Here is an 11,507-nt window from a genome sequence, read left to right as displayed (position 1 = left end):
ACAAGGACGTCAGCATGTCGGCATCGAGCAAGAGCAACTGGGACCGCCGTACCGTTCTCCGGGCCGCCATGGGACTGGCCGCCGCCGGCGGGCTGACGGCGTGCGGCGGCAACACCGGCCGCGGCGGCGGGTCGGGCACCCGTCTCACGCAGTACTTCCACGCGTACGGCGAGGCCGGGACCGAACAGGCCGTCAAGAGGTACGCGAAGGCGTACAAGGGCGCGACCGTCAGCACGCAGTGGATCACGTCGAACGACTTCGAGAACAAGCTGTTCGCGACCCTGCTCACCGACAACGCCCCGGACGTCTTCGAGTTCCATCCGCAGATCCAGCTGGTCCGCAGCGGGCAGGTCGCCGACCTCACCGACCTCGTGGAGCCCGTCAAGGACGACTTCAACCCGGCCGACATCGCCTCGCACACGGTCGACGGGAAGACGTACGGCATCCGCATGATCGACGACCCGCAGTTCTTCTTCTACCGTCCGTCGCTCCTGGAGAAGGCGGGCGTGGAAGTGCCGGAAACGCTGGACGAGTTGATCGAGGCGGCGGCCAAGCTCACCACCGGCAAGGTGAAGGGCCTCTACCTCGGCAACGATCTGCACGCCGTCATCAACCCGATGATCTGGTCCGCCGGGGCCGACACCCTCGACGAGAAGAACCAGATCGCCTATCACACGGACGGTGTGGTCGAGGGCCTGCGGAAGATGCGCTCGCTGTTCACCAGCGGCGACCTCCTGCTCGGCGCCCCCACCGACTACTGGGACCCGTCCGCGCTCAACCAGGGCCTGTGCGCCATCCAGTTCTGCGGGATGTGGGCGATGCCGCAGATGCAGCAGGCCCTCGGCGACGATCTCGGCGTCTTCCCCTTCCCGAAGGTCACCGACGATGGCGCGCCCTCCGTCTACAACGGCGGCTGGTCGATGTTCGTCAACGCCAAGGGCAGGCATGTCGACGAGGCCAAGGAGTACGTGAAGTGGCTGTGGATCGACCAGAAGGACCACCAGGAGGACTGGGCCACCTCCTACGGCTTTCACATACCGCCGCGCACCTCGATCGCGGAGCGGGCGGACAAGCTCAAGTCGGGGCTGGCCGCCGAGGGTGTCGAACTGTTCAACGAGTACGGGCACTTCGACAACATCGGCTGGACCCAGGCCATGATCACCGCGCTGGAGGACGTCTTCGCCGACTGCGTCCGCAAGGGCGGCGACCCGGAGGCCGCCCTCGACAAGGCGGACAAGGCGGTCGGCCGTGAGCTGACGAAGCTCTTCGGATAGGCCGGCGGACGGATCACGACATGCCGACCACCACCGAATCCGCCCCCGCGCGGCCCGCACCGCGCCGGCAGGGGCTCCGCCGTGGCAACGCTCTTCAATTCTGGCTGTTCACCGGGCCGTTCCTGATCGGGCTCGCCCTCTTCATCTACGTCCCGATCGGCTGGAGCGTCTATCTCAGCTTCTTCGAGGCCCGGTTCACGGTCACCCCGGAGAAGTTCATCGGGCTGGACAACTACCGGCACATGCTGACCAACGACGACTTCGTCGGGTCGCTCGGCACCTTCACCGTGTTCGCCGCGTTCATCGTGCCCACCACCTGGGCGCTGTCGCTGGCGCTGGCCCTGCTGGTGCACCGGCTGCGGTTCCTGCGGGGCTTCTTCCGCTCGGTGTTCTTCCTGCCGACCGCGTGCAGCTATGTCGCCGCCGCGCTGATCTGGAAGATGTCCCTGTTCAGCGGGGTGCGCTTCGGTCTGATGAACACCGTCCTCGGCTGGTTCGGCGTCGAGAACATCGCCTGGCTCGCCGACCCCGACCCGCCCTGGTACTGGCTGGTCATCGTCACCGCGCGGCTGTGGCTCCAGGCCGGCTTCTACATGATCCTGTTCCTGGCCGCGCTGCAGAACATCCCGGGCGAGCTGTACGAGGCCGCCGCGATCGACGGGGCCCGGCCGGGCTGGCAGACCTTCCGGCACATCACCCTGCCCCAACTGCGGGCCACCTCCGCGGCGGTCGTCCTGCTGCTGCTCGTCGCCGCGTACCAGGCGTTCGACGAGTTCTACAACCTGTTGGACAAGACGACCTGGGGCCGGCCGCCGCTGGTCGAGCTGTATCTGAAGGCGCTGGGCGAGAACCAGGACTACGGCGCCGGCAGCGCGGGGGCCGTCATCCTGACCGCGCTGATCTGCCTCGTGACCCTGTTCCAGGGCAGGCTCATGGGCTTCGGCCGGGGGGAGGGCGTCAAGTGACCACCACCGCACCAGGGAAACGGACGAGGCGCGGCGGCGTCATGAGCAGCACCGGTCTGTACATCGCCACCGGCGTCGCGGCGCTGCTGTTCCTCGTGCCGTTCTACGTCCTGGTCCGCAACGCGCTGTCCACGGACGCCCAGATCACCGGCGAGGACTGGACCCTCTTCCCGACCGACATCCAGTGGGGCAACGTCACCGCGCCGTTCGACGACTCGCAGGTGCCGTTCGCCCGCTCGCTGTGGAACTCCACCGTGGTCGCCGTGCTGCACACGGCGGGCGTCCTGCTGGTGTGCTCGCTGGCGGGCTACGGCCTGGCGCGCATCCCGTACCGGCACGCCGACAAGGTGTTCTACGTCGTCCTGGGCACTCTCATGGTGCCGACGGCGGTGACGTTCGTCCCCAGCTTCGTGCTGGTGTCCTCGCTGGGCTGGGTGGACAGTTACCGGGGGCTCATCGTCCCGGGCCTGTTCAGCGGCTTCACGTGCTTCCTCTTCCGGCAGTACTTCCTGGGGTTCCCCCGGGAGCTGGAGGAGGCGGCGCGGGTCGACGGGCTCGGTCACTGGGGCGCGTACTGGCGTGTCGTGGTGCCGAACTCGCTGAACTTCTTCGCGGCGATCGCCACCATCACCTTCATCAACGGCTGGAACTCCTTCCTGTGGCCGCTGGTCATCGGCCAGGACCCCGGCGCGTGGACCGTCCAGGTCGCGCTGTCGTCGTACACGACCGGGCAGACGGTCGTGTTCCACCAGATCTTCATGGCGACGGCGATATCCATCCTGCCCCTGCTGTTCGTGTTCCTCTTCCTCCAGCGCTGGCTGGTGCAGGGGATCGCGCAGACCGGCATCAAGGGCTGAGCAAGGAGACACATGTCAGTGCGTACTTCCCCCGCCCATGGCTACGTCGAGGACGTGTCGCCCGGTAGCGGAGCGCTGCCTCCGCGTGCCTGGTACGCGGACTCGGACGCGCGCTCCCTGTCCCTGAACGGCCGGTGGCGGCTGCGGGTCTCGGCGACCGCGGACGCCGAGGACGAGGCGTTCGCCGCACCGGGGTTCGACGCCGGGGGCTGGGCCGAGGTCGCGGTGCCCGGGCACTGGGTGCTGCAGGGCGACGGGGCGTTCGGCGCGCCGATCTACACCAACCACCTCTACCCGTTCCCGGTGGACCCCCCGCACGTCCCGACGGAGAACCCGACCGGCGACCATCTGCGGGTCTTCGACCTGCCCGGCGACTGGCCCGCGGACGGGGAGGCGCTGCTGCGGTTTGACGGTGTGGAGTCCTGCGCCCGGGTCTGGCTGAACGGCACGGAGCTCGGGGAGTTCAAGGGCTCGCGCCTGCCGCACGAGTTCGCGGTCGGGCATCTGCTGGAGCCGGCCGGGAACGTGCTCGCGGTCCGGGTCCACCAGTGGTCGGCGGGCTCGTATCTGGAGGACCAGGACCAGTGGTGGCTGCCCGGCATCTTCCGTGACGTGACCCTGCTGCACCGGCCGGTGGGCGGCGTGGGCGACTTCTTCGTGCACGCCTCCTACGACCATGTCACCGGCACGGGCACCCTGCGCGTCGACTCCGACACCGAAGGGCGCGTGCTTGTCGAGGAGTTGGGAGTCGACGTGGCGGCCGGGGAGCCGGTGACGCTTCCGGTCGAGCCGTGGACGGCGGAGACGCCCCGGCTGTACGACGGCGTCCTGGTCACGGCGGGCGAGCGCGTCCCTGTGCGCATCGGCTTCCGTACGGTCGTCGTCGAGGACGGCCTGATCAAGGTGAACGGGACTCCCCTGCTGTTCAAGGGGGTCAACCGGCACGAGTGGCATCCGCGCACGGGCCGCGCCCTGGACCTCGGCACGATGCGCGAGGACGTGCTGCTGATGAAGCGGCACAACGTCAACGCGGTGCGCACCTCGCACTACCCGCCGCACCCGGCCTTCCTCGACCTGTGCGACGAGTACGGGCTGTGGGTGATCGACGAGTGCGACCTGGAGACCCACGGCTTCGTCGAACAGGAGTGGCGGGACAACCCCGTCGACGACGACCGCTGGACCCCCGCGCTGCTCGACCGCGCCGCCCGCATGGTGGAGCGGGACAAGAACCACCCGTCGGTGGTGATGTGGTCGCTCGGCAACGAGGCGGGCACCGGACGCGGACTGACCGCGATGGCCGACTGGATCCACGGCCGGGACCCGTCCCGCCCGGTGCACTACGAGGGCGACCTCGGCTGCCGCGACACGGACGTGTACTCGCGGATGTATCCGTCGCACGAGGAGGTGGAGCGGATCGCGCGGGGCCTGGACGGCGGCACCCACCGCAGGCGCCAACTGCCCCTGATCCTGTGCGAGTACGCGCACGCCATGGGCAACGGCCCCGGTGGGCTCACCGAGTACCAGGAGCTGTTCGAGCGGTACGAGCGGCTCCAGGGCGGCTTCGTCTGGGAGTGGATCGACCACGGCGTCGAGCACCCCGATCTGGGCTACGCGTACGGCGGTGACTTCGGCGAGGAGCTGCACGACGGCAACTTCGTCTGCGACGGGCTGCTCTTCCCGGACCGCACGCCGTCGCCGGGCCTGATCGAGTACAAGAAGGTGATAGAGCCGGTCCGCATCGAGGCGGGCGACGCGGACGGCACCGTACGGGTGACCAACCGGTACGACTTCGCGGATCTGACCCATCTGGAGTTCTCGTTCTCCTACCAGGTGGACGGCATGCCGACGGGGGCGCGCCCGCTCGCCGTGCCCCCGCTCGCCCCCGGGGAGTCGGCGGAGGTGAAGCTGCCCGAGGCCCCGGACGGCAGGGGCGAGGAGGTGCGGTGGACGGTGGAGGCGCGGCTCGCCGAGGACACGCCCTGGGCCGGACGGAACCACGAGGTGGCCTGGGCGCAGGGGACGGTGACCCGACGCGCCCCGGCGCCCGCGGCGACCGGCGTACGCCCCACTGTCGACGGCGACCGGATCGCTCTGGGCCCCGCGGTCTTCTACGCGCGCACCGGCGCGCCGCGCACCCTCCTCGGTGTGCCGGTGAGCGGTCTGCTGCTGGACGTGTGGCGGGCGACCACCGACAACGACGAGGGGGCGGCCTGGCAGACGGGCACCCGGTACGGACCGCTCTGGCGCGAACTGGGCCTGCACCGGATGCGGCACCGGCTGGAGGCCGTCGAGACGGACGGTGACGCGCTGACCGTACGGACCCGGGTGGCGCCCGCCGCCCGGGAGATGGGCCTGCGCACGGTGTACCGCTGGACCTCCGACGGCACCCGGGTGCGGCTGACCGTCTCGGTCGTGCCGGACGGCGAGTGGCGGGTCCCGCTGCCCCGGCTCGGCATCCGCTTCGGCCTCCCCGGAGCCACCCCCGAGGACGCCGTCTTCTGGTTCGGCGGCGGGAACGAGTCGTACCCGGACACCCGGGCGGCGTCCAAGGACCTGCTGTGGGACGCGAGCGTCCGGGAGCTCCAGACGCCCTATGTCCGCCCGCAGGAGAACGGCGCCCGCGCCGATGTGCGGTGGGCGGAGATCGGCGGTCTGCGGGTCGACGGCGAACCGGAGTTCTGGTTCACGGCGAGGCCCTGGACCACGGAGCAGCTGGACGCCGCCCGGCACCGCACCGACCTCGTCCCCGGGGACACGGTGTGGGTCCACCTGGACCATCGGCTGCACGGCATCGGCTCCCAGTCCTGCGGTCCGGGCCCGCTCCCCCGGTACCAGCTGTGGCCCGGGCCCGCCGAGTTCTCCTTCGTGTTCTCGGCGGCCGAGGCCGACTGAGGCCCCGGCCCGCCGCCCCGGTCACTCGCCGCGCAGCACCTCCGCGATGGTGAGCCGTCCGGCGCGGCGGGCCGGCACCAGGGCGCCGAGCACGGCGATGGCCACCCCGGCGAGGGCGAGCGCGGTGAGGGCCGGGGCCCGCCACACGTCGGTCATGTACGCGGGGAGGGTGATGTCCACGGCGTCCGCCATGCGCGGGACGACGACTTCGTAGCCCGCCACGCCCAGCGGGATGCCGAGCAGGGAGCCGAGGACGCCGAGGACCCCCATCGACGTCACCGTCATCAGGGTGACCTGCGCCGGGGTCATGCCCATCGACTTCAGCGTGCCCAGATCGCGGCGCCGGTCACGGGTGTTGAGGACGACGGTGTGGAACACGCCGAGCGCGGCGACCAGCGCGAGCATCAGGGTGAGGGCGGTGGCGGAGCCCACGATGGTGCGGGTGACGGTGTCCGGGCCGCGGGGCGCCGGGGTCACCCCGGTGTCGGCGTCCCGGGCGGCGCGGGCGTAGGCGTCCGGGTCGGCGCCGGCACGGAGCCTGACGTGGTAGGCGATGGGCTTCTCGTCGGGTGCGAGCGCGGTGACGGCCGGCCAGGCGGAGACGACGACCCGGGCGTTGTTCCCCATGAACTCCCCGACGACGCGCACCCGCAGATCCCGGCCGCCCTTCTCCAGGGTGATCCGGTCGCCGATCCGTACGCCGTTCTGCCGCAGGAAGGCCGAGCCGGCCACGACCTCGTGGTCGCCGCGCATCCACCGGCCGCCGGTGAGCACGTCGCCGAGCGGGAGGCGGTCCCCGCGGCGCCCCTCCAGGAGCACCGGGTGCGCCGAGCCCACCAGCCGTACGTCCACGGCGGAGCGGGCGGTGACCTCGGTGGCGCCCGGCAGACCGGCGAGCAGGGCGTGCAGTGCGGGGTCGGGGTGGCGGGGCTGGATCTCCCGGCCGTCGTGGTACCGGGAGGCGTACACGGTGACCTGGAAGGCGTCCCGCCCGGCGGTGCCGAACCGTTCCATCGTCGTCGCGAGTCCCGTCGCGAACGTCACCGTGGTCACCCCGAGGACCACCGCCGCCAGCGTCAGGGCGCTGCGTCCGGGCCGGGCGAACGGCAGGCCCACGCCCAGGCTGACCGGGCGCGGCAGCGCGCTGCCGGCGAGCCGCCGCTGCAGGCGCAGCGCCCGTCCGGCGCGTGGCGCGCTGCCGGCGCTGATCGCCCGTGCCGCGGGCATCCGGTGCACGCGCAGCGCGGGCGCCAGCGCGGCGAGGAGGCAGACCGCGGGCAGGCCGAGCAGGGTGACGGCGTCGACCCGGCCCGAGACGGAGACGCTGTCGTGCAGCACCCCCGCGTCGGGCCCGGTGAACACGGCCCCGAAGAAGGGCTGGGCGAGCAGGTTGCCGAGGGCCGTGCCGAGCGCGCAGCCGGCGACCGCCGGCACCGAGACCATCGTGAGGTGGACGGCGACCACCTGGCCCGGGGTGAAGCCGAGCGCCCTGAGCACACCGATCTGCCGGAAGCCGGAGATCACCGCGCCGCTCACCACGTTGGCGACGATGAGCACGGCCACCGCCACCCCGAGGACGCCGAAGGCCGTCAGATACGGGGTGTAGGCGCGGGCCGAGCTGCTCACCTGGTGCTTGAGGGCGAGATACGACCGGGACGCGGTGAGCGCACCGTCCGGCAACGTCTCGGTGACATCGGAGAGTTGGGCGCGCAGCCGGGACTCGGAGGACGTGTCCGGGAAGCGGAGCAGCAGTTGGGTGGCGGTCGGGCGCAGGGCGCCGATCTGGCCGGGCGCCACCCAGGCGTCGGCGGTCCGGCTGAGGTCGAAGGCGAACCCGACGACGGTGAGGGCGGGACCGCCCGGCCGCACCGGGATCCGTTTGCCGAGGTCGTCCGCGGTCCAGTCGGACTGCCGGTTGAGGACGATCTCGCCGGGCCGGGTGGCCCAGCGCCCCGCCCACAGGTCCAGCCGGTCCACGGGCCCGCCCGGGTCCGCGCGGCCGACGACGGTGATCTCGGTGCCGAGACCGAACTCCATGGCGTCCCGGGGCAGTTCGACGGTGGCCTGCCGGAAGGGGCCGGCCATCGCCTCGACGCCGGGGTGGTCGCCGACCCGTGCGAGCCGCTCGTCGGTGACCTTCTCCGGGTCGAGGACGGCGACCATGTGCGGGCCGCGCTGTGCGCCGAACGCCTTGTCGAAGGGGGCGGAGGCGGCGTCGAGCAGGCCGAGGGCGAACACCAGGGCCGTACTGGAGGTGAGCGTGACCAGGGCGATGACGAGGGTCTGGAGCCTGCGGCGCCGTACCGCCGCGCGCGCGGCCCGCCACACGGCCCTCACGCGGACACCTCCAGGGCCTGTTCGCCGGTCACCCGGCCGTCGGCGAGTTCGACGAGCCGGCCGGCGCAGCGCCGGGCGAGCCGGGCGTCGTGGGTCACCAGGATCAGGGTCTGCCCGATCTGGTTGAGGTCGAGCAGCAGGTCCATCACCTGTTCCCCGGCCCGGCTGTCGAGGGCGCCGGTCGGCTCGTCCGCCAGCAGCAGGGCCGGGCGGTTCATCAACGCCCGGGCGACGGCGACGCGTTGGCGCTCGCCTCCGCTGAGCACGGCCGGGTAGGCGTTGCGCCGGTCGGCGACGCCGAGTTCGTCGAGGAGTTCCAGGGCGCGGCGCCGGGCCTGCCGGGCGGGGGTGCCGGTCAGCTGGGCGGCCAGCGCCACGTTGTCGAGGGCGGACAGGTCGTCGATCAGGTTGAAGAACTGGAAGATCATGCCGATCCGGTGCCGCCGGTACAGGGCGAGTTCCTTCTCGCTCGCCTCCCCCACGTTCTCGCCGTGGACGACGACGCTGCCGCCCGTGGGCCGGTCCAGGCCGGCGATCATGTTGAGCAGGGTGGTCTTCCCGCACCCCGAGGGCCCCATCACGGCGACCGCCTCACCGGCCCTGATCTCCAGGGACACCCCGGCCAGCGCCGTCGTCTCCCCGTATTCCTTGTGTACGCCGTCGAGCCGTACGACGGTGTCGTGTTCGCTGTCCTCGGTGACCATAGACACGACGCTACGAGCCGCGCGCCGCCGCGGACATCCCTCTCCGGATGGCATCCGGGCGTCCTCTCATCCCCGGGATGCAGGCACTGCATCGCCCGGCCGATGCGCGCGGCCCCGGCGGTCTGCCAGGGTTGTCCCCATGGGGGACTGGAACGCGGGCTGGGCCGCCGCGGCGGTGGCGTGGGCGGCCGTGGTCGTGCTGGCCGCCGCGCTGGTGCGGACGCGGCGGCGGTGGCGGGCGGCCGTCGGCGAGCGCGGCTGGCTGCTCGAACGGGAGCGGGAGAGCGCGGCACGCACGGCCGTCGCGGCCGAACGGGACCGGATCGCACGGGAGTTGCACGACATCGTCAGTCATACGGTGAGCCTCATGGTCGTCCAGGCGGGTGCGGCCCGCGAGGTGCTCGGCACGATGCCGGACGAGGCCGCGGCGGCTCTGCGGGCCGTGGAGGACGCGGGGCGGGGCGCGATGACGGATCTGCGGCATCTGCTGGGGGTGCTCGCCCCGCCGGCGGACGGCCGGGACGAGGCGGACGGGGACCCGGGGACGGGCGGGGCGTCCGTGCCGGCTCCGCAGCCCGGCCTCGACCGGCTCGGGCAGCTGGTGGACCGGGTGTCGTTCGCGGGGCTGCCCGTGGAGGTGCGGATCTCCGGCGAGCCGCGCCCGCTGCCGCCGGGCATCGACGTGACGGCGTACCGCATCGTCCAGGAGGCTCTGACGAACGCCCTCCGGCACGGCGACGGCGGCCGGGCGGAGGTCAGCGTCCGCTACGCCGACCACGCGCTGCGCGTCGAGGTGCTCACCACCGGCCCGAGCGTGCTGACGGGCGGCCCGGCGGTGCCCCGCCCCCGCGAGGGCACCGGCCGCGGTCTGCTGGGCCTGCGCGAGCGGGTCGCGCTGTACGGCGGTGACCTGGACGCCCGCCGGCGCCTCGGCGGCGGTTACCGGGTCCGCGCCCGCATCCCCCTGGACCGGCCGTGACGGCGCCGGTGGACGGGCCCGGGCCCCGGGTGCTGGTCGTCGACGACCAGACCCTGATCCGCACCGGTTTCCGGCTGATCCTGACGGTGCGCGGCATCGAGGTCGTCGGCGAGGCCGCGGACGGCGTGGAGGCGGTGACGCTGGCCCGTGAACTCGTTCCGGACGTCGTCCTGATGGACATCCGCATGCCCACCATGGACGGCCTGGAGGCGACCCGCCGCATCCTCCGGGAGGCGCCGCACTGCCGGGTGCTGATGCTCACCACCTTCGACCTGGACCGGTATGTGTACGCGGCCCTGGCGATGGGGGCGAGCGGCTTCCTGCTGAAGGACGTGACGCCCGAGCACCTGGCGGCGGCCGTACGCCTGGTCGGCACGGGCGACGCGCTGCTCGCGCCCGCCATCACCCGCCGTCTGGTGGAGCGCTTCGCCGCCGGGGACACCGCCGGGCAGCCGGCCGTCCCCGCCGACCTGGCCGCGCTGACCCCGCGCGAGCTGGAGGTGCTGACGCTGCTCGGCCGGGGTCTGTCCAATGCGGAGCTCGCCGCGCACCTCACGCTCAGCGAGGCGACGGTGAAGTCCCATGTGGCCCGGATCTTCGCCAAGCTGGACCTGCGGGACCGCGCCCAGGCGGTCGTCCTCGCGTACGAGACCGGCCTGGTCCGGCCGGGCGGCTCCGACGGACGGGCGTGAGGCCCCCGCCCGCACCCGGCGACTAGCATCTCCGCTTGTCACCCCGCCTCTCACCACCGAAGGACCTCCATGGCCCGCGCAGGACTGACCGCCGACCGCCTCGCCGCGGCGGCGGCCGAGCTCGCCGACGAGGTGGGGTTCGAGAACGTCAGCCTGTCCGCGCTGGCCCGGCGTTTCGGTGTGAAGGACGCGAGCCTCTACTCGCATGTCCGCAACCTCCAGGACCTGCGGACCCGGGTGGCGCTGCTGGCCGGCGGCGAGATGATCGACCGGATCGCGGCGGCCGTGGCGGGACGCGCCGGCAAGGACGCCCTGGTCGCCTTCGCGGCGGCCTACCGGGCGTACGCGCTGGAGCACCCCGGACGGTACGCGGCGACCCAGATGGCGATCGACCAGGAGCTGATCGCCGACTCCCCCGCCCTGCGCCGCACCGCCGAGATCACCTACGGCATGCTGCGCGCCTACGGCCTCGAGGAGCCCGACCTCACGGACGCCGTCCGGCTGCTGCGCAGTACCTTCCACGGCTACTGCTCCCTGGAGTCCACCGGGGCGTTCGGCGCCCCCCGGGACGTCGAGGAGTCCTGGGACCGGGCCGTCGACGCCCTGCACGTGGCCCTCTCGCACTGGCCGCGGGGCGGGCTCGGCGGGCGGCCACCCCAGGCGCCCCGCTGACCACTTAGAGCTCCGAACAAAAGTGGAGCCCGGCTCACGACGCCTGGCCCGCACGCTCGCCGCGTTGCCGGAAGCCCCTGGTAGCGCCGCTACCAGGGGCTTCCGGCGCCTTGCGATCGCACGCGCCAGACGCCG

Annotated in this window: 9 protein-coding genes; 7 read left to right on the top strand and 2 right to left on the bottom strand. The window is 72.5% G+C overall.

Annotation, left to right across the window (positions count from 1 at the left end):
- Nucleotides 1-14: 14 nt before the first annotated feature.
- The 4 genes from KBY32_RS18810 to KBY32_RS18795 are packed head-to-tail and all read left to right on the top strand — an operon-like array spanning nucleotide 15 to nucleotide 5,988.
- The gene (locus tag KBY32_RS18810; RefSeq protein ID WP_210980866.1) at nucleotides 15-1,274 is read left to right on the top strand and encodes an ABC transporter substrate-binding protein; all 1,260 of its coding nucleotides are present in this window, start codon (nucleotides 15-17) and stop codon (nucleotides 1,272-1,274) included.
- 20 nt (nucleotides 1,275-1,294) lie between these two features.
- Nucleotides 1,295-2,239 (top strand): carbohydrate ABC transporter permease, encoded by a 945-nt coding sequence (locus tag KBY32_RS18805; protein ID WP_210980865.1) that lies wholly within the window; start codon nucleotides 1,295-1,297, stop codon nucleotides 2,237-2,239.
- A 41-nt stretch (nucleotides 2,240-2,280) separates the two neighbouring features.
- The gene (locus KBY32_RS18800) at nucleotides 2,281-3,096 is read left to right on the top strand and encodes a carbohydrate ABC transporter permease (protein WP_210980864.1); all 816 of its coding nucleotides are present in this window, start codon (nucleotides 2,281-2,283) and stop codon (nucleotides 3,094-3,096) included.
- A gap of 12 nt (nucleotides 3,097-3,108) precedes the next feature.
- A complete protein-coding gene (locus KBY32_RS18795) occupies nucleotides 3,109-5,988 on the top strand; it encodes a glycoside hydrolase family 2 TIM barrel-domain containing protein (RefSeq protein WP_210980863.1) in 2,880 nt (959 codons plus the stop codon).
- Between the two features lie 21 nt (nucleotides 5,989-6,009).
- Here the strand turns inward: KBY32_RS18795 and KBY32_RS18790 are convergent, their stop codons facing one another.
- Nucleotides 6,010-8,325 (bottom strand): FtsX-like permease family protein, encoded by a 2,316-nt coding sequence (locus KBY32_RS18790; protein ID WP_210980862.1) that lies wholly within the window; start codon nucleotides 8,323-8,325, stop codon nucleotides 6,010-6,012.
- The gene (locus tag KBY32_RS18785; protein WP_055624061.1) at nucleotides 8,322-9,029 is read right to left on the bottom strand and encodes an ABC transporter ATP-binding protein; all 708 of its coding nucleotides are present in this window, start codon (nucleotides 9,027-9,029) and stop codon (nucleotides 8,322-8,324) included. The genes KBY32_RS18790 and KBY32_RS18785 overlap by 4 nt, the downstream gene beginning before the upstream one ends.
- A 139-nt stretch (nucleotides 9,030-9,168) precedes the next feature.
- Here KBY32_RS18785 and KBY32_RS18780 point away from each other — a divergent pair, with 139 nt between their 5' ends.
- The 3 genes from KBY32_RS18780 to KBY32_RS18770 all read left to right on the top strand — a co-directional run bounded on the left by KBY32_RS18780 (nucleotide 9,169) and on the right by KBY32_RS18770 (nucleotide 11,372).
- Nucleotides 9,169-10,008 carry a sensor histidine kinase gene (locus tag KBY32_RS18780; RefSeq protein WP_210980861.1) on the top strand — a complete coding sequence of 280 codons (840 nt, stop codon included), beginning with the start codon at nucleotides 9,169-9,171 and terminating at the stop codon, nucleotides 10,006-10,008.
- Nucleotides 10,005-10,700: a response regulator transcription factor gene (locus tag KBY32_RS18775; protein ID WP_308293753.1), complete on the top strand. Its 696-nt coding sequence runs from the start codon at nucleotides 10,005-10,007 to the stop codon at nucleotides 10,698-10,700. The genes KBY32_RS18780 and KBY32_RS18775 overlap by 4 nt, the downstream gene beginning before the upstream one ends.
- Before the next feature lie 69 nt (nucleotides 10,701-10,769).
- A complete protein-coding gene (locus tag KBY32_RS18770; RefSeq protein WP_210980860.1) occupies nucleotides 10,770-11,372 on the top strand; it encodes a TetR/AcrR family transcriptional regulator in 603 nt (200 codons plus the stop codon).
- The last annotated feature ends 135 nt before the right edge of the window (nucleotides 11,373-11,507 follow it).

Origin of the sequence: Streptomyces sp. RK62 (assembly GCF_018070255.1) — a bacterium.
GTDB classification, from domain to species: Bacteria; Actinomycetota; Actinomycetes; order Streptomycetales; family Streptomycetaceae; genus Streptomyces; species Streptomyces nigra.
The sequence above is the reverse complement of the archived record's forward strand: the minus strand, read 5'-3'. Positions and strand labels throughout refer to the sequence as shown.